12 protein-coding genes are annotated in these 22,402 nt (G+C 75.8%); 6 read left to right on the plus strand and 6 right to left on the minus strand.

The genetic code is table 11. The annotated features are described in order from the left end of the window. The first annotated feature begins 57 nt into the window (after nucleotides 1-57). The 3 genes from ABWU78_RS11435 to ABWU78_RS11445 all read left to right on the plus strand — a co-directional run bounded on the left by ABWU78_RS11435 (nucleotide 58) and on the right by ABWU78_RS11445 (nucleotide 4,591). A complete protein-coding gene (locus tag ABWU78_RS11435) occupies nucleotides 58-2,121 on the plus strand; it encodes a dynamin family protein (protein ID WP_439158428.1) in 2,064 nt (687 codons plus the stop codon). Then, nucleotides 2,118-3,905 (plus strand): GTPase, encoded by a 1,788-nt coding sequence (locus tag ABWU78_RS11440; protein ID WP_439158429.1) that lies wholly within the window; start codon nucleotides 2,118-2,120, stop codon nucleotides 3,903-3,905. The genes ABWU78_RS11435 and ABWU78_RS11440 overlap by 4 nt, the downstream gene beginning before the upstream one ends. A 188-nt stretch (nucleotides 3,906-4,093) precedes the next feature. Beyond that, on the plus strand, nucleotides 4,094-4,591 hold the full coding sequence (locus tag ABWU78_RS11445) for an acyl-CoA thioesterase (protein ID WP_439158430.1): 498 nt from the start codon (nucleotides 4,094-4,096) through the stop codon (nucleotides 4,589-4,591). A gap of 57 nt (nucleotides 4,592-4,648) precedes the next feature. Here ABWU78_RS11445 and ABWU78_RS11450 read toward each other — a convergent pair whose 3' ends face one another. The 3 genes from ABWU78_RS11450 to ABWU78_RS11460 all read right to left on the minus strand — a co-directional run bounded on the left by ABWU78_RS11450 (nucleotide 4,649) and on the right by ABWU78_RS11460 (nucleotide 9,871). Beyond that, entirely contained in the window at nucleotides 4,649-7,249 is a 2,601-nt protein-coding gene (locus tag ABWU78_RS11450; protein WP_439158431.1) for a glycoside hydrolase family 9 protein, read from the minus strand. A gap of 73 nt (nucleotides 7,250-7,322) precedes the next feature. Beyond that, the gene (locus ABWU78_RS11455; protein WP_253051209.1) at nucleotides 7,323-8,888 is read right to left on the minus strand and encodes an SDR family oxidoreductase; all 1,566 of its coding nucleotides are present in this window, start codon (nucleotides 8,886-8,888) and stop codon (nucleotides 7,323-7,325) included. After that, nucleotides 8,885-9,871, minus strand: coding sequence for a DNA topoisomerase IB (locus ABWU78_RS11460; RefSeq protein WP_439158432.1), 987 nt, complete (start codon nucleotides 9,869-9,871; stop codon nucleotides 8,885-8,887). Before ABWU78_RS11460 ends, ABWU78_RS11455 begins: the two co-directional genes overlap by 4 nt. 144 nt (nucleotides 9,872-10,015) lie before the next feature. Here ABWU78_RS11460 and ABWU78_RS11465 point away from each other — a divergent pair, with 144 nt between their 5' ends. Continuing rightward, on the plus strand, nucleotides 10,016-11,386 hold the full coding sequence (locus ABWU78_RS11465; protein ID WP_439158433.1) for a hypothetical protein: 1,371 nt from the start codon (nucleotides 10,016-10,018) through the stop codon (nucleotides 11,384-11,386). 59 nt (nucleotides 11,387-11,445) lie between these two features. On the opposite strand, the gene ABWU78_RS11470 is transcribed toward ABWU78_RS11465, so the two are convergent. From ABWU78_RS11470 to ABWU78_RS11480, 3 genes are all read right to left on the minus strand, one after another. Next, on the minus strand, nucleotides 11,446-13,116 hold the full coding sequence (locus tag ABWU78_RS11470) for an endo-1,4-beta-xylanase (protein ID WP_439158434.1): 1,671 nt from the start codon (nucleotides 13,114-13,116) through the stop codon (nucleotides 11,446-11,448). Between the two features lie 88 nt (nucleotides 13,117-13,204). Continuing rightward, a complete protein-coding gene (locus ABWU78_RS11475; RefSeq protein WP_439158435.1) occupies nucleotides 13,205-15,508 on the minus strand; it encodes a glycoside hydrolase family 6 protein in 2,304 nt (767 codons plus the stop codon). 109 nt (nucleotides 15,509-15,617) lie between these two features. Continuing rightward, nucleotides 15,618-16,724, minus strand: coding sequence for a LacI family DNA-binding transcriptional regulator (locus ABWU78_RS11480; protein WP_253051214.1), 1,107 nt, complete (start codon nucleotides 16,722-16,724; stop codon nucleotides 15,618-15,620). An 80-nt stretch (nucleotides 16,725-16,804) separates the two neighbouring features. Here ABWU78_RS11480 and ABWU78_RS11485 point away from each other — a divergent pair, with 80 nt between their 5' ends. Next, nucleotides 16,805-19,570 carry a substrate-binding domain-containing protein gene (locus ABWU78_RS11485; RefSeq protein ID WP_439158436.1) on the plus strand — a complete coding sequence of 922 codons (2,766 nt, stop codon included), beginning with the start codon at nucleotides 16,805-16,807 and terminating at the stop codon, nucleotides 19,568-19,570. Between the two features lie 104 nt (nucleotides 19,571-19,674). Then, complete coding sequence (locus tag ABWU78_RS11490; protein ID WP_439158437.1) at nucleotides 19,675-22,386, plus strand: glycoside hydrolase family 48 protein; 2,712 nt, start codon at nucleotides 19,675-19,677, stop codon at nucleotides 22,384-22,386. Nucleotides 22,387-22,402: the final 16 nt, after the last annotated feature.

Below are 22,402 nucleotides of genomic sequence, written 5' to 3' on the forward strand. Positions count from 1 at the left end.
TGGGGTCCGACCGTGTCACACCGGGCCTGACCAGCGGCGTTCCGGCAGACTGGCGGGATGACGGCCAGCGGTGACCCCGGAGACGACGTCCGCACGGACGTGGCCGCAGGGGGCGGCGCGGGGCCGGGCGGCGCGGCGACCGGCGGGGCCGTCGCCGCGGGCGCCGCGGCGACGGCGGGGCTCGTCGAGTCCCTGGAGATCCTGCGCGGCCGGCTCGCGGCCGCGCGGCTGCCGCTCGACCTGCCGGGCTCGGCGGCGGCGCGCGAGGACCTCGACCTGGCGGTGCACCAGCTCGACGACTACCTGCTGCCGCGCCTGCGCTCGCACGCCGCGCCGCTGCTCGTCGTCGTCGGCGGGTCCACCGGCGCGGGGAAGTCGACGCTCGTGAACTCGCTGCTGGGCGAGCACGTGTCCGCGCCCGGCGTGCTGCGGCCGACCACCCGCGCTCCCGTCCTCGTGCACCACCCGCTGGACGAGCGCTGGTTCTCCACCGACCGCGTGCTCCCCGGCCTCGCGCGCGTGAGCGAGCACGGGCGGGACCCCGTCGCGGTCGCGCGCGACGCGACCGCCGTGCCCGGCCGGACCGCGGGAACCTCGACCGCGAGCCCGGCCGACCCGACGCGCACGCTCCGGCTCGTCGCGAGCGACGCGCTGCCGCAGGGTCTCGCGCTCGTGGACGCGCCCGACGTCGACTCCGTGGAGACGGCGAACCGCGAGCTCGCGGCCCAGCTCCTCGCCGCGGCGGACCTGTGGCTCTTCGTCACGACGGCCGCGCGCTACGCCGACGCGGTCCCGTGGGACCTCCTGCATCGTGCGGCCGAGCGGCGCGCGCAGGTCGCGATCGTGCTCGACCGGGTCGACCCGGGAGCCGAGGCGGTGGCCGACGACCTCCGCCGCATGATGGACGAGAACGGGCTGGACACCGCGCCGCTGTTCGTCGTGGGGGAGTCCGAGCTGGTCGACGGCTTCCTCCCGGAGCGGTCCGTCGCGGAGGTCGCCTCGTGGCTGTCCGCGCTGGGGGCCGACGGCGCCGCGCGCGACCGGGTCGCGACCGCGACGCGGGACGGCGTCGTGGACGACCTCGTGCGCCGGGCCGTGCTCGTGGCCGGAGCCGCCGACGCCCAGGCGACGTCCGACGTGCGCCTGCGGGCCGTCGTCGGGCGCGCGTACGACGAGGCCGCGGCCACCGTGGACGCCGCCACGAGCGACGGCGCGCTGCTGCGCGGCGAGGTGCTCGCGCGCTGGCAGGACTTCGTCGGGACGAGCGAGCTGTTCCGGTCCGTGGAGCAGGGCGTCGGGCGCGTGCGCGACGCCGTCGCGGCGTTCTTCCGCGGGCGCCCGGCGCAGGCGCCGCAGGTGGAGCAGGCGATCGCGCACGGGCTGGAGGCCGTCGTGCTCGACGCGACGGACGCGGCCGCCGAGCGCGCGTACGGCGGGTGGCGCGCCGACCCGGCGGGCACGGCGCTCCTGGACGGGCTCGACCTCTCGCGCTCGTCGGCGGGCGTGCGGGCGCGGGTCGCGGAGGAGATCCGGGGGTGGCAGTCCGACGTCCTCGACCTCGTGCGCGAGCAGGGTGCGGGCAAGCGCGGGGCGGCACGCGCGCTGTCGTTCGGGATCAACGGGCTCGGGCTGAGCCTCATGGTCGTCGTCTTCGCGTCGACGGGCGGTCTCACCGGCGCGGAGGTCGGCATCGCGGGCGGGACGGCGATCCTCGCGCAGAAGCTCCTCGAGGCCGTGTTCGGCGACGACGCGGTCCGGCGCCTCACCCGGACGGCGCGGGACCGCCTCGCCGAGCGGGTGCGTGCCGTGCTCGACGACGAGGCACGGCGCTACACGGCCCAGCTCGACGCGCTCGGCACCGCGGAGGCGGACGAGACGGCGCGTACCGTGCGCGAGGCCGCGCGCGCGGTCGAGGCGGCGGCGCGGGTCGAGCGCCGTGCGCGCGGGCGGGACCAGGACACGGCCCGACCGACCACCGGGCGGCACGCCGCGCGGCTCCTGCGGGGCGCGGGCCGGCGCGGTGCGGAGGACGACGAGCCTGCGAGCGTGCCCGAGGCCGACGACGAGCCGCGCCGCAGACCCGGGTTCTGGCGACGGCTCCTGGGCGGTGAGCGCGCATGACGATCGACCTCGCGGCGCGCACGACCGCGCTCGAGACCGCCGTCCGCGCGGGCGAGGGGCGCCTCGACGCCGACCTGCTCGCCGACGCGCGCACCGTCGTCGCCCGGGCGCGCGAGCGTGCGGGCCTCTCGGCCGACCACACCGTCGTCGCGCTCGCCGGTGCGACGGGATCGGGCAAGTCGTCGGTCTTCAACGCGCTCGTCGGGGACGAGCTCGCGGCGGTCGGGGTCCAGCGCCCGACGACGTCGCACCCGCTGGCTGCCGTGTGGGGGACGGGTGGGGCGGGGCACCCGACGGGCGGCGTGGCGCCTGGTGGCACTCCCGGTGCGGCGGGCGCGGGGGCCCTCCTCGACTGGCTCGAGGTGCGGCGCCGGCACGAGATGGGCACGCCCCTCACGTCGGGCGACCCGGACGACGCGCGCGCGGGCGGCGGGCTGCGCGGCCTCCTGCGCGGCCGACGCGCGGGTGACGTCACGAGCGGCCTCGTGCTGCTCGACCTGCCCGACCACGACTCGGTGGTCGTCGAGCACCGCGTGCGCGCGGAGCGCCTCGTCGAGCGCGCGGACCTGCTCGTGTGGGTCGTGGACCCGCAGAAGTACGCGGACGCCGCGCTGCACGAGCGCTACCTGCGCCCGCTCGCGGGGCACGACTCGGTCGTCGTGCTCGTGCTCAACCAGGTCGACCGGCTCTCGCCCGCCGACGCCGACGCGTGCCTCGCGGACCTGCGCCGGCTCGCCGTGGAGGACGGGCTCGGCGACGCGCGCGTCCTCGGGGTCTCCGCGCGCACGGGACAGGGTCTCGACGAGCTCCGGGGTCTGCTCGCGGACGCCGCAGCCCGGCGGCGGGCGGCGAACGACCGGCTCGCGGCCGACGTGCGCGCCGTCGCCCGTCGGGTCGCGGCCGCGTGCGGCGAGCCCGTGCCGGAGCGCGCCGCGCGACGGGCGCGCGACGGGCTCGTCGACGCGCTCGAGGCCGCCGCGGGCGTGCCGACGGTCGTCGCGGCCGTGCGGGGCTCGGCGGTCCGGGACGCGCGCGCGGCGACCGGCTGGCCCGTCACGCGCTGGGTCGGGCGGTTCCGGCCTGACCCCCTGCGCCGCATCGGGCTCCGGACGGGACCCGCTCCCGGCTCGTCCCGGGCGCGCGCGGCGAAGGAGCTGGGAGCGGGCGAGACGGAGCTGCGGCCGGAGCTCGCCCGGACGTCGCTCCCCGCGGTCGGGGCGGCGCTGCGCGCCGGTGCGCAGACCGCCGTGCGCGACTACGCGGCCGAGGCCACCGCGGGGGTGCCGGACGACTGGGCGCTCGCCGTGCGGCGTCGGGCCTCCGAGGGCGCGAGCGACCTCGCCGACGCGCTCGACCAGGCGGTCGCCGGGACGGAGCTCGAGGCGTCGCGCCGCCCGGTGTGGTGGCGCGTCGTCGGCGCGTTGCAGTGGCTCGTGCTCGCGGCGCTCGTGGTGGGGCTGCTGTGGCTCGCCGCACTGTGGGGGTTCACCTACCTGCGCCTGCCCGAGCCGCCGACGCCCGTGCTCACGCTCGGCGGGCCCGGCGCACCCGAGCTCCCGTGGCCGACCCTGCTCGCGCTCGGCGGCATCGTCGTCGGCATCGTCGTCGCCGTGCTCTCGCGCGCCGCCGCGTCCGTGGGCGGGCGCCGGCGGGCGGCCCGTGCCCGACGCCGCCTGCGCGAGGCCGTCGGCCAGGTCGCCGACCGCCTGGTGCGGCTCCCGGTCGGCGAGGAGCTGTCCGCGCTGGCGAGCTGTCGCGCCGCGGCCCTGGTCGCGGCCTCCTGACGACCCGCCTCCCCGCCGAACACGACATGAGGGTCGTCAACGCGCCCATGACGACCCTCATGTCGTGCTCGGCGCGGGGTGGTGTCGTGCTCGGCGGCTGGCCCCCGGGGCCGGTGGCGGCGCGGGGGTAGGGCGGGGTGTGCGGGAGGGGAGAATGAGCGTGCCACCGTCGAACGAGAGGACCCTCCATGACCCGCCTGCACGTCCCCGTCTCCCTGCGGTGGTCCGACCTCGACGCGTACGCGCACGTCAACAACGTCGAGATGTTCCGGCTGCTCGAGGACGCGCGCATCACGGCGTTCTGGACCCACCCGGACGCCGGCGAGGACGCCTGGCCGACGGCGGTCCTGGAGACCGGGCCGGCCGCGACGAGCCACACGCTCGTGGCGCGGCAGGAGATCGAGTACCTGCGCCCCCTCGGCTTCACGCGCACGCCCGTGCGGGTCGAGCTGTGGATCGGGCACCTCGGCGGTGCGAGCCTGGAGGTCTGCTACGAGGTGCACGACGGCGCCGCGCGCTTCGAGCGCACCGGCCCCACCTCGGGCGGCGTCCCCTACGCGAAGGCCGTGACGACGATCGTCGTGGTCGACGCGGCGACGGGGGCGCCCCGCCGCATCACCGAGGCCGAGCGTGCGGCCTGGGAGCCGTTCGTCGAGGACCCGCTGACCTTCCGCCGCCGCAGGTGACCGTCGCTCGCGCCGGGGAGCAGCGTCCCGGCGCGAGCGACGCACCCGGGCGAGGGCTCACCCGACGGTGCACTCCGTCTCGCCCGACCCGCCGACCAGCGTGAACCGCGCGGGCGGCGTGTTCGTCCCGCCGTGCGCGACGTTCGCGCCGACCTCCACGGACGCCCCCGGGGCGAGGCCGCCGTTCCAGGCGGCGGACCGCACGGTGACGTCGGCGCCGGACTGCGTCCAGGTGGCGCTCCAGCCGTTCGTCACGGTCTGCCCGGACGCGAGGGCGAACGCGAGCGCCCACCCGTCGAGCGCCGTCGTGCCCGTGTTCGTGAGCCGGAGGGTCACCGTCCCGCCGGAGCCCCAGTCGCTCGACGACCAGCGGACGGCGCAGGCGCCGGGCGCGGGACCCGTCGACGCGGCCGGGGTCGTGAACGTCGCCGCCGGCCCGGGCGCGGACGCGTTCCCGGCCCGGTCGGTCGCGACGAGGGCGACGCGGTAGGTCGTCTCGGGCGCGAGTCCCGTCAGGGCCAGCGTCGTGCCCGGCGTGGTCGCGACCCGCACGCCGTCGAGCAGGACGTCGTACCCGGAGACGCCGCGGCCCGCGTCCGTGGACGGCGCCCACGCGACGGTCGCCCCGGCCGCGGTGACGGCCGAGACCGTCGGCGCCCCCGGGGTCGACGGCGGCGTGGTGTCCGGCTCGACGGGCCCCGCCGACGGCTCGTCGCCCCACAGCAGCTCGTCGCCCTCGTAGAGGGTGATGCGCGCGTTCTTCGCCAGGGCGTCGCCCGTCGCGACCTGCGCGAAGGACCAGTCGTCCGCGGCGTCCCAGACGTCCGCCGTGACGCGGAACTGCACCTCGCGGCGGTGCTGGGACTGGCCGCCGGGGGAGACGACCGAGCCCGAGCAGTCGATCTCGACGAAGTACTGGTCGCCGCCCGCGTGGCCGACGCTCGCCGTCGCGCCGGGGCACTCGGAGTAGTTCGTCGTGGCGCGCAGGGTCGCCGGGTCGGCGCCGTCGTCGAGCGTGAACCAGTACCGCAGGCGCACGTCGTCCAGCACGCGCGCCGGGAACGCCGACCGGTTGCGCAGGACGGCCTTGATCTCCGTGAACGCGGTGCCGGGCTGGTTGAGGCGCGACTCGACGAAGAACTCGTCCTGGTCGGGCGTCTCGGGCTGGGGGAAGTCCGCGAGCGGGGAGCCCCCGTGCTCGGCGACGAGGTAGGCGAGAGCCGACGTGAAGCCTGCGTTGTAGTCCGTGGCGACCTCGTTCGCGACGTAGTCGGAGCGGCTGTCCGTGTAGGCGTCGTCCGGCGCGCCCGGGCCGCCGACGAGCGCGCCGTACAGCACGTGCCGCGTCGCCGCAGGCTCGGCGAGCGAGTCGAGCCACGAGCCGTGCGCGGTGCGGTGGTGCGGGTTCTGCGGCGAGTCCTCGCCGTACCCGACGACGTACGACGCGCCGCGCGGGTTGTCGCCGAGCGCGTAGCCGATCTGGCGCTCGCCGAAGTCATGGTACGTCTGCGCACGGGTCGCGTCGCCGCGGCCCCGCAGCCAGTCGCCGTACGTCAGCGCGACGAACGCGGTGTTCGCGGCGTAGCGCAGCGAGCCCCACGAGTCGAGGAACGCCTGCCCGCCGGGGGAGTAGCGCACGCGCTCGCCCTGGTACCCGGTGGTCCAGTAGTCGAGCCACCGGTTCGCGTCGTCGACGTACTGCTGCTTGCCCGTCGCCTGCGCGAGCAGCGCGTACGCGCCGTACGTCTTGTCGTCCCACGCGATCGTCCAGCGGTACGACGGCGTGCTCGTCTGGTTCTCGCGGGAGAGACCGGCGTACTCCTGCTCGGCCTTGGCGAGGTACGACGCGTCGCCCGTCGCCTCGTAGAGCCAGTACGCGCCCCACACGAGCTCGTCCTGGTAGCCCGACCACGAGTTGTAGAAGGCGCCCGCGGGCACGCAGTCGGAGTACTTCCCGCGGTACGTGTCGGCGAAGTCGTAGAGCTGCTCGGCGTGCTCGACGAGCTCGGCCGCGTACGCCGGGTCGGAGTCCGCGAAGACGATCGACGACGCGGCCATGGCTGCCGCGGTCTCGCCCGCGACGTCGCTCCCGGGGCACGACGGGTCGACCTTGTACGCCGGGCGGGCCATCTGCATCGCCTCGGCGGGTCCCCACCATGTGTGGTCCGCGTCGCCGTCGCCCACCTGCGCGTAGAGCACGTCCGGCTCGGGGTGGGCCTTGACGAAGTAGTCGTTGACCCAGCGCAGCGAGTCGAGCAGCTCGTCGCGCTGCCCCGACGCCGCGTACCCGTCGGGGCTCGCGATCGCTCCCCAGGCGAGCATCGTCGTGGTGAACGCCATCGGCAGCCCGAACTTCACGTGGTCGCCCGCGTCGTACCAGCCGCCCGTGAGGTCGAGCCCGACGTCGGCGCCGTCGTCGAGCGCGGAGTCGCCGCGCCAGCTCACGCGGAAGTCGTCGGGGAGGTCGCCCGAGCGCTGGGCGTCGTAGAAGAACAGCGACTTCTGGAGGGCCTCGGCGTAGTTCGGCGCGGTGGCGGCAGCGGCGGCCGCCGCGGGGGCCGGCGTCGGACCCGGCGCGGCCGAGGCCGGGGTCGCGGCAGCGAGGCTCGCGACGAGCAGGGCGCCCGCGGCGAGGGCCGCGGTGGGTCGTGGGTGCATGGCTGCCTCTCGGTCCGGCTGCGTCCGCGTCGACGCAGGTCGACGCCACTGTCCGGACGCGGCGGAACCGGGGTCAAGGACGCGCGCGACCCTGAAACGTTTCGCCGGCGCGAGCGGCGCGCTCCGCGGCGGCGGCGACGTTGCGTTGCATCCCGCCGAACACGACGCCGTGGAACGGCTTGACCGCCCACCAGTAGAGCTGGCCCGCGAGGCCGTGGGGGTAGAACAGCGCGCGCTGGGCGAAGTAGGTCCGGCCCGGACCGCTCGCGTCCTCGGGCGAGGGCCCGGGCGCGGCGGGGTCGGTCGCGTCGGGCAGCTCCGCGGCCGCCTCGTCGACGCGCAGCTCGAGCCACGCGAGCCCTGGGAGTCGCATCTCCGCCCGGAGCAGCAGCCGACGGCCGGGTTCGATCGCCTCGACCCGCCACCAGTCGAGCTCGTCGTCCACGCGCAGGTGCCGCTCGTCGCGCCGACCGCGGCGCAGCCCCGGCCCGCCGACCGCGCGGTCCAGGAGCCCGCGCACGCGCCACGCGAGCGACCACGAGTACCAGCCGCCCTGCCCGCCGATCTCCTCGACGACGCGCCAGAGCACATCGCGCGGCGCGTCGACGACGGTCCGCCGCTCGTCGACGTACAGCGAGCCGCCGGCCCAGTCGGGATCGCTCGGCAGCGGGTCCGACGGCGCTCCCGGTACTGAGGCGGACGACCAGCGCGTCGTCACCTCGCCGTCGTGGACGCGCTCCAGGGCCAGCGCGACGGCGCGGTCGAACCCGACGAGGCCCTCGGGCGGGTCGGGCACGTACCGCGCGATGTCGTGCTCGCGGCACACGACCTCGTGCTGGAGCGACTCGACGAGCGGGCGTGCGATGCCCGACGGCACGGGCGTGACGAGCCCGACCCACAGGCTCGACAACCTCGGCGTGAGCACCGGGACGCTGACGATCGCGCGGCGGGGGAGCCCGGCCACCCGCGCGTAGCGCTGCATCATGTCGCGGTAGGTGAGGACGTCGGGCCCGCCGACGTCGAACGCGCGCGAGACGTCGGGCGGCATCGTCGCGGACCCCACGAGGTAGCGCAGCACGTCCCGGACCGCGATGGGCTGGATGCGGTTGTCGACCCACCTCGGCGTCGTCATGGCGGGGAGCCGCTCGGTGAGGTAGCGCATCATCTCGAACGACGCGGACCCGGAGCCGAGGATCACCGCCGCCTGGAGGACCGTCGTCGGGACGCCCGAGGCGAGCAGGATCTCGCCGACCTCCTTGCGCGAGGCGAGGTGGCGCGAGAGCGTGCCCTCCGGGACGTCGGGGAACATCCCGCCGAGGTACACGATCCGCCCGACCCCCGCCTCGCGCGCCGCCTGCGCGAACGTCAGCGCGGTGCGGCGGTCGCGCGCCTCGAACGTGCTCCCGGTCCCGAGCGAGTGCACGAGGTAGTACGCGACGTCGGCGCCCTCGAGCGCGGCCCGGATCTGCCCGAGGTCGGCGGCGTCGGCGGACACCGTCTCGACGTCGTGCACCCACTCGCGCCCCGCGAGCCGTTCGGGGTGCCGTGCGAGCGCGCGCACCTCGAACCCCGCGCGCAGCAGCTCGGGCACGAGCCGCCCGCCCACGTAGCCGGTGACGCCGGTGACCGCGGCCCTCACGAGAGCAGCTCCAGGAGCTCGCGCTCGGCTCGCGCCTGCGACCGCGTGGACCCGATGGTCTCGCCGCGCTCCCACAGGTCGAACAGGCGCGGGTCGATGTACGACGACCGCGCGACGGCGGGCGTGTTCCCCAGCTCCTCCGCGACGTCCTTGACGATCCCCGTGACGACCCGTCGCCGCGCCCGCTCCGAGGCCGGCGCGGCCCCGGCGTCGGCGAGCGCGCGTGCCGCGAGGACGGTGGCGTGCCACGTGCGGAAGTCCTTGGGCGTCGCGTCCTCGCCGAGCCGTTCCTTGATGCCCGCCTGGACGTCGGCGCTCGTGACGTCGTGCCACGCGGCCCGGCCGCCGGGCGCGTCGTCGCGCCACGCGAGCAGCTCGACGCCGCCGCGGCGCCGCTTGAGCGTCGTGACGAGCTCGGCGACCACCGGGTCGTCCACGACGACGTCGCGGACCTGGCCCGACTTCGCGGGGTAGCGGAAGTGCACGCTCCCGTCGCGCCGCACCCGCGCGTGCTCCTTGCGGATCGTCGCCAGGCCGTAGCTGGCGTTCTGCTTCGCGTAGATCTCGCCGCCGGCGCGGAAGTACGCGAGGTCGAGCAGCCGGAACGCCAGGGCGAGCACCTTCTCGCGACCCATGCCGGGCTGCGCGAGCTCGCGCGCGACCCGACGCCGGGCCGCGGGCAGGCGCCGGCCGACGTCGAGCACGTGGTCGTGCTTGCGCCGCGCACGGCGCACCTGCCACTGCTCGTGGTACAGGTACTGGCCGCGACCGGCGACGTCGCGCCCGAACGCCTGGATGTGCCCGTTCGGGTACCGGCAGATCCAGACGTCGGTCCAGGCGGGAGGGACCGCGAGGCGCGTGCACCGCGCGACCTCGTCCTCGTCGGCGAGCGGAGTCCCCTCGACGTCGAGGAACACCCAGGAGTCGCCCTTCGGGCGGCGGGAGTACCCGGGGGAGGTCACGGACACCCGACGCAGTCGCACCCGGTCATGGTGCGGGACGCGACGCCCGCTCGCGCGGCAGGGAGCACCGAGGCCGCGCGGCGCATGGGGAGCGGTCCCCATGGCCCGAGCCTCCGGCGGCGCCCCGTCACGGCTAGCGTGGCGGGCGCGGACGAGGGAGGGGACATGACGACGTCGGAGAGCCCGTGGTGGCGGACCCGCAGGGGGCGCGTGCTGGTCGGCGGGGCGGTGGCGCTCGTGCTCGCCGGGGCGCTGACCCTCTGGCTGGTCGCGCGGGGTGGCACCGATCCCGTCGACGAGCCGGTGAGCACGTCGACCCTCGAGGGCTACCCGACCCGGGGTGGTCTCACCGTGGACGGCGCGCCCTTCGAGGACGTCGAGGCCGCCGCCGACACCTGGCGGCGCGAGGACGTCGGCGGGCAGGAGGAGCCGCCCGCCGCCGACGAGCCCATCGAGGTGCTGTGGGCCGGGGACGTCCCCGCAGCCGATCTCGCGTTCGAGAGCCGTTACGAGCTCCGCCTCGACGACGCGCCCACCGGCCGCCTCGTCGCGCTCCGCTCGGACGACCACGTCGCGACCTTCCTCGCGCCGGTCGACGCCGAGGGCGAACGGACCGACGCCTACAGGATCCTCGCGGACAGCGACGAGCAGCGGTGGGCCCCGCGCGCGGCCGTCGAGCTCGACGACGGTCTGCTGCTGCTCGCCGAGTCGCTCGCCCGCGGTGCGGAGCCGGACGGCCTCGAGGTCGTGCATCCCCGGGGCGAGGGCGACGACGCGCCGGTCGTCGTGGCCGTTCCCGTCGACGAGGGCCTGCTCGTCGGCCAGCGCGGTGGCGCGATCCGGGCGGCCTCGGTGAGCGCGGTCCCCGACGGCGACGACCCGGGTCTGCTGTTCACCGACGGAGGCGCGGTGACGACGGCCGACCTCGACACGCTGTGGGACCGGCTCCTCGACCCCGCCGCGGGTGCTCCGACCTGGAGCGCGCTCCTCGGCGCGTACCGCGGCACGGAGGAGCGGCGTCGCGCCGACCCGCCGGTCGCCGCGCTCTGGGACGGGGTCGCGCTGCGGGACGGGACGCCCCTGGCGGTCGTCGCGGTCACGACGAGCGCGTGGGACCCCCGGGCGTGGTGGGAGGTCTACGCCTCCCGGCCGGCGCCGGCGCCCGCCGACGGCGAGGAGCCGGGCGACCCGCGGACCGACCGGCTCGGGGGCGGCGAGGTCGCGCCGGGGTCGCCGGCGACGACGCGGATCCCCCCGCTCGTCGCGCAGTGGATCGACGGCGGTCCCGGCGGTGACGCCGAGCCGCGGCCCGAGCTCGTGGTGGTCGGGTCGGGCGAGGTCGTGTCCGTCGAGGTCCTCGCGTCGACGGACGGCAAACGCGTCGAGGGGTCGACGCTCACGTGGCCGCGCCCCGACCCGGCGACCTGGGCCCGCGAGGGCGCCGACCTCGAGCGGGTGGCACCCACCGACGTGCCCCCGACGGTCGTGGTGGGGCGCACCGCGGACGGCACCCCCGTCCCCGTCCTCGAGGACTGATCCCGCGCGAGCGCCGCCCGGGGCGGCCCCTGCACGCCCCGGACGGCGCCCGCGCTCGCTCAGGCGACCTCGCAGGCGGCACCGTCGAGCGTGAAGGAGGTCGGCTCGGTGTTGATACCGGAGTGGGCGCCGTTGAAGCCGATGTCCACGCTCGCGCCCGCGCCGAGCGTGGTGTTCCACGGCGCCGGGGTGACGGTGACGGTCGAGCCCTGCTGCGCGTACTGCGCCGACCAGCCCTGCTGGACGGTCTGCCCGTCCGGGAACGCGAACCTCAGGGTCCAGCCGTGCAGCGCGGTCGTCGAGTCGTTGGTGATCCGGATCGAGCCGGTGAAGCCCGTGTTCCAGGAGCTCGCCGTGTAGGCGACGGTGCAGGTCCCGGTGGGTTCGCCGCCACCCTCCTCGGTCTCGCCGGTCACGGTGCCGGACGTGGCCGAGAGGTTGCCCGCCCCGTCGACCGCGCGCACCGCGTAGACGTGCGCGGTGCCCGCGGTGAGGCCGGTGTCGGTGAACGACGTCGCGGCGACCTCGGCGACCTGGGTCCCGTCGCGGAACACGCGGTACCCCGCGACGCCGACGTCGTCGGTGGAGGCGTTCCACGCGAGCGAGATCGATGAGGTCGTGGTGCCGGTGACCCGCAGGCCGGTCGGGGCCGACGGCGCCTGCTCGTCGCCGCCCGGTCCGTCGTCCCGGGCGCCCAGGACATCGGCGATCGCCGCATAGGCCGGCTTGGGCGCGTACGCGTCGTCCCAGACGAGCGCGGCGCCCTGCCCCGGGAACACGCCCGGGATCCACGAGTACCTGTCGGTGATGCCCCACAGCGTGACGCCCGTGCAGCGGTCGACGTCGAGGCAGGCCTGGAAGACCTTCGCGTAGTCCGACGCCTGCTGCGCCAGCTTCTGCGCGTCGGCGGGAGTGTTCATGCGGATGTCGAGCTCGGTGATGCGCACGTCCACGCCGAGGTCGGCGAACCGCCGGAGGTTCTGGGTCAGGGTCGACGGGACCTGGCCCACGATCAGGTGCGCCTGGAACCCGACGCAGTCGATCGGCACACCGCGGGCCTTGAAGTCGGCGACGAGGTCGTAGATCGCCGTGCTCTTCGCGTTGATCCCGTCGGTGCTGTAGTCGTTGAGGCACAGGTCCGCGTCCGGGTCCGCCGCCCGTGCGGCGCGGAAGGCGTCCTCGATGTAGCCGTCTCCGAGGCGCTGCTGGAAGACGCTCTGCCGGCGGGAGCCGTCGTCCTCGAACGCCTCGTTGACGACGTCCCACGCCTCGACGTCGCCGGCGAAGTGCCCGGCGACGGCGCTGACGTGGTCCGTCATGGCGGTGCGCAGCTCCGTGCCCGTCAGGCCCTGGACCCAGCCGGGGAGCTGTTGGTGCCACACGAGCGTGTGGCCGTAGAGCTCCGCGCCCTGCGCGGCCGCGTAGCTCGCGACCTGGTCCGCTGCCCCCCAGGAGAACGAGCCCCGGGCGGGTTCGGTCGCGTCCCACTTCATCGCGTTCTCCCCGACGACGAGCGAGAACTCGCGGTCGGCGACCGCCCGGTAGCCGCTCTCCGAGAGGCGGCCGGGGTCGAGCGCGAAGCCGACGGTCTTGCCGTGCCTCGCGGCGGCGTCGCCGAGCGGCTCGGTGGCGGCGGTCGCGGTCGTGGCGACCGGGAGGACGGTCGCGGCGACGAGCGCCGTGGTCGCGAGCGTCGTCGCGAGAGGTCGTCTCCAGATGGTCCTGCTCATGGGTGCACCCTTCGGGTCGATATCGATATCGAACGTCGCACAGGACCGGCGGTCGAGGCGTGGGGCCCCGACCGCCGGTCGTCTCAGATCAGCCGACGGTGCAGGACGCGCCGTTCAGCGTGAAGGCCGTCGGCTCGTCGTTGGTCCCCGAGTGGGAGCCGTTGAAGCCGATCTCGACGCTCGCGCCCGCGCCCAGCGTGGTGTTCCACGCCGCCGGGGTCACGGTCACCGTCGAGCCGGTCTGCGCGTACTGCGCGGACCAGCCCTGGGTGATGCTCTGACCGTCCGGGAAGTCGAAGGTCAGGGTCCAGCTCTGCAGCGCCTGGGCCGAGTCGTTCGTGAGCCGGATCGAGCCGGTGAAGCCCGTGTTCCAGGAGCTCGCCGAGTAGACGACGGTGCAGGCCCCGGCGGGCTGGCCGCCGTCCTCGTCCGTCTCGCCGGTCACGGTGCCGGACGTGGCCGAGAGGTTGCCCGCCGCGTCGACCGCGCGCACCGCGTAGACGTGCGCCGTGCCCGCGGCGAGGCCGGTGTCGGTGAACGACGTCGCCGAGACCTCGGCGACCTGGGTCCCGTCGCGGAACACGCGGTAGCCGGTCACGCCGGTGTCGTCGGTGGACGCGTTCCACGCGAGCGCGACCGTGGACGTCGTGGTGCCGGTGACCCGCAGCCCGGTCGGGGCGGACGGCGGCTGGTCGTCACCGCCCGAGCCGTCGTCCTCGTCCGTGGTCACGGTGAGCGGCGCGGACGCGGCGGAGACGTTGCCCGCGGCGTCGCGCGCCCGGACCGTCACGGCGTAGGACGTGCCCGCCTCGAGACCGGTGACGGTGAACGAGGTCGTGGAGGTCGTGCCCACGGCCGCGCCGTCGACGAGCACGGTGTATCCCGTGACGCCACGGTCGTCGGTGGACGCGGTCCAGCTCACGCTCGCCGACGTGGTCGTGGTCGCGCCCGCCGTGAGGCCCGTCGGCACCGACGGCGCGGTGGTGTCCGCGGGGCCGCCGGCCCCGTCGCCCTCGATGGCCGGGTAGGCGTTCTCGACGAGCATCCGGAACTGGGACTCGAACCACTGGCCCGCGAGCGGGGCGTCGGGCAGGGCGCCGGTGAGCTGGTTGGAGAGCTTCGGCGAGACGAACGTCGGGTCGCACATGCGGTCGAACCGCTTGCCCTGGTCGTTCGGGATGTCGGACGACGCGCCGTCGGACTCGCCCGGAGGCTTGACCCACACGTACGCGTGCAGGTGCGACTCGGGGAAGCCCGCGGGCGAGGCCTGCGGACGCTCGCCGATCCCGGCGCCGGCCGGGTTGCACCAGGCGCCACGGTGGATCCGCCGGTCGACGCGCGACTCGTCCACGTAGGTGTTGAGGTTCGTCGACGTGCTCACCGCCGTCGGGCGGTCGGCGCCGCCCCAGCCGTTGCGCGAGGTGTCGATGAGCATGCCGATCGACGTCGGGAAGCCCTCCGCCACGAGCAGGTCGTAGAGGTGCGCGGTCCAGTCGGCCTCGTCGAAGTCGGCGTTCCACTCGTAGAAGCTCGCCGAGCGCACGGGCGTGCTGCCGAGCTGGACGTCCTCGAGGAACGGCTCGTGCAGCGGCGTGGAGTTGGCCGTGTTCGTGACGAAGCCCGCGACCGACGCGTAGCCCGCCTCCGTCGACAGCACGACCTCCTTGAAGAGCTTCGCCGCCGGGCCCCCGTTGCTCGGCCAGCCGAGCCAGCCGGCGTGCGCCGCGTCGATGTAGGAGTAGACGTTGCCGACGGCGTGGAGAGCGTCCAGCGCGTACGCCACGCCCTCGCGGTAGTACGGCGCGGACGCCTGGCAGTCGGGCGTGCTGATGTTGGTGACGAGGTTCGGCAGCGAGTCCGGCTCGATCGTCGCGACGACGCGCAGGTCCTCGTAGGCCGGGTCGTCGAGGATGTCGGCGATGACGTCGATGTACTCGGTCTTGTACCGCGCCATGTCCGTGGCGTTCGGCTTGAGCTCGCCGTTGGACGCGAGCGCGTAGCAGTCGCGACCGGGCAGGTCGTAGATCACGAGGTTGAAGACCATCGGCACGCCGGGCTGCTTCTGCTCGATCGCGGCGTCGAGGTGGTGCCGCAGGCCCGGGCCGTCGGCGTTGCCCTCGATCGCGCTGATGCGGTCCATCCAGACCGCGGTGGGCTCGTCGGCGATCGCCCGCATGCGGGACCCGAGGTCGCCGCCGGCGCGGTCGGCGGCGGCCTCGACGTTGGCGGACCAGAAGTCGTTGACGTACTGCGTGGCACCGGCGAACGGGTTGCTCACGCGTGGCTCGGCGGCGTTCGCCGGCGCGGCGGTCGCGACCAGCGGGGCGGCGAGCAGCACGAGCGACGCGGCGACGGCCGCGCCCCTGCGCGGTCGGCTGGATCGGGATGGCACGTGGTCCTCCAAGGGTCCGGGAGCGCGGACGGGTCCGCGCACCGGGCGGCTCTGCCCGGCGGGGACAACGTGACGAACGAGGGCCGTCGTCGGCTACCGCCTGAAACGTTTAGGCGCTCCGGGGTGGCGCCGTCGTGCCCCGCAGGAGGAGGCGGGCGGCGGGGCGCTCGCGGTCGACGGCCGGACGGGTCGCGGCCGGGTCGGCGTCGGGGCGTGCGACCGGGCGTCCGAGGCCCAGGCGCGCGACGACGACATCGGCGACGTGCGCACCGAGCCGCTCGAACGGCCGGTGCACGGCGGTGAGCGCGGGGGCGACGAGCCGGCACGTCGCGGAGTCCTCGCCGGACAGCACCGACAGGTCCCACGGCACCTCGAGCCCCTGGCTCCGGCCCGCCTCGAGCACGGCGAGCGCGGTGACGTCCGTGTCGGTGAGCACGGCGGTGGGGCGCGCGTCGTGCGCCACCAGCCGCGCCGCACGCGTGCGGGTCTCCTCCCACGTGCGGCACTCGACGACGTCGACCCGGGTCTCCGGGCCGCCCGCGTCGCGCGCCGCCGCGACCACGGCGCGGGCCTGCTCGTCCTGCGCGTCCGAGACGAGGACCGCGATCCGGCGGTGGCCGAGCTCGACGAGGTAGCGGGCCGCGCGCGCGTCCGCGTCGCCCGCGAACCAGGTCCGCGCGCCCGGCGCGTCGGCGTCGGCCGGGCCAGGAGCGACCTGGACGAGCGGGATCGAGGCCTCACGGGCGACCCGGACCCGCGGGTCGCGCGCGTGGGCGTCGACCACGACGTACGCCGCGTGCCGCCGCTCGGACCAGCCCGTCTCGAGCTCCCGGGCACCCTCGTCGCGGTCGCCCGTGACCTCGATGCCGAGGGCGAGGTCGTGCTCCGCGAGGACCGTGCGCATGCCCGCGGCGAGCGCGAGGGCGCGGGTCGGTCCGGCGGCTCCCTCGGTCGCGTGCACGACCTGGAGCGCCACGCTGCGCGCGCTCGTGCGCAGCGAGCGGGCGGCCACGCTCGGCCGCCAACCGAGGTCGGCAGCGGTGCGCAGGACGTGCCGGCGGGTGCGCTCGGACACTCCGGGGCGGCCGTTGAGGGCGTAGGAGACGACGGCGATCGACACCCCTGCCGCGCGCGCGACGTCGGTGATCGTGGTGCGCCGTGCACCCGGGTCGGCGCCGCGGTGCGAGGCCGGGTGTGCGGACGAGTTGGTGGTCACGCTCCCACACTGTGCCCGGTTTGGGTGCATGATGCCTACCAGGACTCGGTGACGATGACGTGACGAGGACGGTGACGAGGATGTCGACGGACGCGACGAGGCGCCCGAGACAGGCGGGGGAGCACCTGACGTTCGGTGTGCTGTGCCCCGTGGTCGGAGGGTTCTACTTCGGGAGGTCCCTGGCGGGGATCGCCCGGGTCCTGCGGGCGCACGGGCACCGGGTGGTCGCTCTCCAGACCTACCCGGCGGACCTCGACCGCGACGAGTTCCCGGGCCCACCGGGCCGCAGGCCCCTGCTCGGGCGCTCGTCGTTCGACGGGTTCGTCGTGATGACCACGGCGCTCGCGGACGCCGAGCTGCGCGAGCTCGACGCGTCGGGCGTCCCGCTGGTGCTCCTGGGGGTGCGCGCGGACGGGCTGCGCGCGCCGGCGGTGTCGCCCGACAACGCCGGAGGCGTGCGCGCCGCCGTCGACCACCTCGTGGAGCACGGCCACACCCGCATCGGCTTCGTCGGCAACACCGAGCAGCGCGACACGCTCGAGCGCTACGACGCGTACCGCGCGGCGCTGGCCGCGCACGACCTGGCCTTCTCGCCCTCGTGGGTCTACCGCACGCGCGACAACCAGGAGGCGAGCGCCGAGGCCGCCGCGCGGCGGCTCGCCTCCCGGGGCCTGCCGACGACGGCGACGCTCGCCGCGACCGACCGCAACGCGATCGGCTTCATGCGGGGCCTGCAGGCCAGCGGGTTCGAGCTGCCCGCGGAGCAGGCCGTGGTGGGGTTCGACCACGCCGACTCGGGAGCGCGGTCGCGGCCCCGGCTGTCGACCGTCGACCCGCTGCACGACCAGGTCGGCGAGCGGGTCGCCGAGCTGCTCGTCGCGCGGGCGCGCGGGGAGAACGTCGGCCGGGAGCACCGGCTGGGTCGGGCGGCCCTGATCCGGCGCGAGTCGTGCGGGTGCCTGGAGGGCACGCAGGGCGAGCTCATCGGCGCTCCGGCCGCCCAGGCCGCCCTGGCGGCGCCCGCGGACCCGGCCCGGCCCCTCGACGAGGTGGCCCGGGTGGTCTTCGCGTCCGTCCTGGAGCGGTCCGACGTGCGCGGGGTCCTGCGGCGGCGCGGGTCGGACGGCGGCCAGCGCCCGGCCCCGGTCGACGCCTGGCTCCTGGTGCTGCGGCACCTGCTCCGGGGAGCCGCCGACACGGGCGTGGTCCCGCCGGCGCCGGCCCTGCGCTCGCTCGCGGACCGCACCGCGGCGCTGCGCCCGTCGCAGGAGGCGCTCGAGCAGATCGTGCCCGCGCTGGAGGCCGAGGTCGCCGCGCTCGTGCGGGACGTGCGACGGCGTCGCCCGGGGGCGCGCGCGTCCCAGCTCGGTCGCACGGTGCTGTCGCGCGGGGCCCACCGGGACCTCCCGGCGGGCTCCGCGGTCGCGCGGGCCGACGCCGTCCGGGCGACCGCGGCCGAGGTGGTGGTCGCCGTCGCCCGCGGGTGCGCGCACGGGGCCGTGGCGCGCACGGGCCGGCTCGAGCAGGACCTGGTGGACCTCTACGAGGTCGACCTGGGCCTGCTGCGCGGCGACGGGGAGGGCCTGCGGCGCCTCGACTGGCTGCCGCGCGGGGTGGGCGGCACGGCGGCGCTCGCGCTGTGGGAGGACCTCGACGGCGACCCGGGGCGCCGCGTGCTGCGGGTCGTGGGTGCGCGCGGCGGGGGGACGGCCGTGGAGCGGCTCGTGGGGTCGGTCCTCCCGACCGCGCAGTTCCCTCCCCGCGAGCTCCTCGACCCGCGCTCGCTCACGGTCGTCGCACCGGTCGCGTTCGGTCGCTCCGACTGGGGGTTCCTCGTGGTGGGCGGCCTCGTGGACACGCGCACGACGAGCACCCGTGAGCGGTACAACCACTGGGCGGCCATGCTCGCCGTCGCGCTGGACCGCGAGGCCCTGGTCACGTCGCTGCAGGAGCAGCGGCACGCGCTCGCGGACTCGGCCGAGCGCGTGCGCGAGCTGGCGCTCGAGGTCGAGGCGGGCGCCGAGCGCGCCGCGCTCGTGTCCATCGCGTCCCACGACGGCACGTGGGACTGGGACGTCGAGACGGGCACCGTGCGCTGGTCGCCGGCGTGGGCGCGCATCGTCGGCTGCGACGTGGCCGACCTCAGGGACGACCCCGAGGAGTGGCTCGGCCGCGTGCACCCGGACGACCGTCAGGCGGTGCACGCCGCCGTCGCCGCGCAGCTCGCGGGCACGACCGAGCCCCTCGACGTCGAGCACCGGCTGCGGTGCGCCGACGGCGAGCACGTGCGGGTCCGGTGCCGTGCGGTGACCGTGCACGACGCCGGCGGGCGCCCGGCTCGCATGGTCGGCGCGCTCGCCGTGCTGTCCGACGTCGAGCGCTACCGCAGCGAGCTGCGCGAGCGGGCGCTCGTCGACCCCGACTCGGGCGTGCTGCACCGCACCCTCTTCGTCGACCGGCTCGAGCAGGCGATCGCACGCGGCGCGCGGGTCCCGGGGTACGGCGCGCACGTGCTCGCCGTCGGGCTCGACACGCCGCCGACGGTCCCCGCGCTGCACCGGCTCGGCGGCGTGCTGGGTGCGGCGGGCTCGCTGTGCGCGCTGGCGCCGACGGACCTCGTCGTGCTCCTCGACGGCGTGTCCGAGGACGCCGCGCGCCACGCGGCGGTGCGCGCGGCCGGGGCGTGCGGGTCGGCCGTCGTCGAGCACCTGGGGGACGTCACGGGGGCGCCGGACGCGCTCGAGGTGCTGCGGCGCGCCGGGGTGGCGCTCGCGCGTCGGCGGGCGCGCGCGCACGGCGCGGTCGTCCCGTGGTCGGCACAGGCCGAAACGTTTCGTGCGTTGTGAGAGCCCGGCGCTCCCGCCGAGAGTCGATCGACCCGTGGAGGTGGGGCGCCGACGACGGCGCTCCCGTGACGCCGCCGCGGGGCTCGACGACGAGAGGGAGCACGATGCCACGCACGTCCCGGCGCGCAGCGCCACCACCCACCGCCCCGCACGCTCGGGCCGCACGGCGCCGCGCGACGGCGGCGGCGATCGCCGCGGGCGTCGCGCTCGCGGCCCTCGCCGCGGTCCCGCCGGCGAGCGCGGACCCGGCCCCGTCCACGTCGGCCGACGCGGTCGCGGCGCCCGGCGACGGCGAGTACACCCAGCGGTTCCTCGAGCTGTACGCGAAGATCCACGACCCGGCGAACGGGTACTTCTCGCCCCAGGGCATCCCGTACCACGCGGTCGAGACGCTCATGGTCGAGGCGCCGGACTACGGCCACGAGACGACGTCGGAGGCGTACTCCTTCTGGCTGTGGCTCGAGACGTCGTACGGCCAGGTGACCGGCGACTGGGAGCCGTTCAACCACGCGTGGGACACGCTCGAGGCGTACATGATCCCCACCACGGAGAACCAGCCCACCAACGGCGCGTACGACCCGGCCAAGCCCGCGACGTACGCGCCGGAGTTCAACCACCCGAGCCAGTACCCGTCGCAGCTCGACTCCTCGGTGTCCGTCGGCTCCGACCCGATCGGTGCCGAGCTGCGCTCGACCTACGGCACGCCCGAGGTCTACGGCATGCACTGGCTCGCCGACGTCGACAACGTCTACGGGTTCGGCGCCGCACCCGGCTCGTCGACGCTGCTCGGGCCGGACCACGAGGGCACGTCGTACATCAACACGTTCCAGCGCGGCCCGCAGGAGTCCGTCTGGGAGACGGTGCCCCAGCCGTCGATCGACGACTTCTCCTACGGCGGCGAGAACGGCTACCTCGACCTCTTCACGGGCGACGCGTCGTACGCGAAGCAGTGGAAGTACACCAACGCGCCCGACGCCGACGCGCGCGCGGTCGAGGCGGCCTACTGGGCGAACAAGTTCGCGACCGAGCAGGGCCAGCCCGAGGCCGTCGCCGACACGGTCGGCAAGGCCTCGAAGATGGGCGACTACCTGCGCTACGCGCTGTTCGACAAGTACTTCAAGACGCCGGGCTGCGAGTCCACGTCGTGCGCCGCGGGGTCGGGCCGGAGCAGCGCGCACTACCTGCTGTCCTGGTACTACGCGTGGGGCGGCGCGCTCGACACGTCCGGCCCGTGGGCCTGGCGCATCGGGTCGAGCCACGCCCACTTCGGGTACCAGAACCCGATGGCGGCCTGGGCGCTCGCGAACGACCCCGCGCTCCAGCCGGCCTCGCCCACGGCGAGCGACGACTGGGGCACGAGCCTCGACCGCCAGATCGAGCTCTTCCAGTGGCTCCAGTCGCCCGAGGGCGGGATCGCGGGCGGCAGCACGAACTCGTGGGACGGCCACTACGCCGACCGCCCCGACGACGTCGCGACGTTCTACGGCATGGCGTACACCGAGGCGCCCGTCTACCACGACCCGCCGTCCAACTCGTGGATGGGCATGCAGGGCTGGGGCGTCGAGCGCATCGCGCAGCTCTACGAGGAGACCGGCGACGAGCGCGCCGAGGCGATCCTCGACAAGTGGGTGCCGTGGGTGATCGACCACGTCACCGTCACGGACGACTCCTGGCAGATCCCGTCCAACCTCGCGTGGTCGGGCCAGCCCGACGACTGGGACCCCCAGAACCCGGGGGACAACGCGGGCCTGAGCGTCGAGGTGACGGGCTACGGCCAGGACGTCGGCGTCGCCGGCGCGCTCGCCCGCTCGCTCATGTACTACGCGGCCGGCGGCGACGGGCCGCAGCACGACGCGGCGCAGCAGGTCGCGCGGGACCTGCTCGACGCGATCTGGGAGCAGAACAGCGACCCGGTCGGCGTCGCGACGACCGAGACGCGCGCCGACTACGCGCGCTTCGACGACGTCCTGACGTCGACCACGGGCGACGGGACCTACGTGCCGGCCGGGTGGACGGGGACCATGCCGAACGGCGACGTCATCGAGCCCGGTGCGTCGTTCCTCGACCTGCGGTCGTTCTACCTCGACGACCCGGACTGGTCGAAGGTCCAGGCGCACCTCGACGGCGGGCCCGCGCCGGAGTTCACCTACCACCGGTTCTGGGCCCAGACCGCCGTCGCGACGGCGCTCGCCGACTACGACCGCCTGTTCGGCGAGGACGTCCCCACCGAGCCGGACACCGAGTCGCCCACGACGCCGACCGACCTCGCCGTGACGGGGACGACGGCGACGACCGCGTCGCTGTCGTGGACGGCCTCGACGGACGACGTCCGCGTCGTCGCGTACGACGTGCTGCGCGACGGGGAGGTCGTCGGCTCCACGGCGCGCACGACCTTCACGGACGAGGACCTCGCGCCCGAGACCACGTACCGGTACACGGTGCGGGCGCGCGACGCGGCCGGGAACATCTCGCCGGTGTCGCTCGCCGCCGAGGCGACGACGCTCGCGGACGACGGCGGGCCGGAGCCCGGCGCGTGCACCGCGACCTACGCGACGCGCGGGTCGTGGCAGGGCGGGTACCAGGGCGAGGTCACGGTCACGGCCGGGCCGTCCGGCGTCTCGGGCTGGACCGTGTCGCTCGATCTCGCGCCCGGTGGTCTGGCGCAGGCCTGGAACGCGACGACGAGCGTGAGCGGGAGCGTCCTGACCGCGACGGACGTCGGCTGGAACGGCACGCTCGCCGCCGGCGGCACCACGTCGTTCGGGTTCATCGGCACGGGCGCGCCGCCGTCGTCACCGACGGTCGCGTGCGGCTGACAGCCGGCTGACAACC

The sequence above is a fragment of the Cellulosimicrobium sp. CpK407 genome (genome assembly GCF_051844275.1).
GTDB lineage: Bacteria > Actinomycetota > Actinomycetes > Actinomycetales > Cellulomonadaceae > Cellulosimicrobium > Cellulosimicrobium cellulans_G.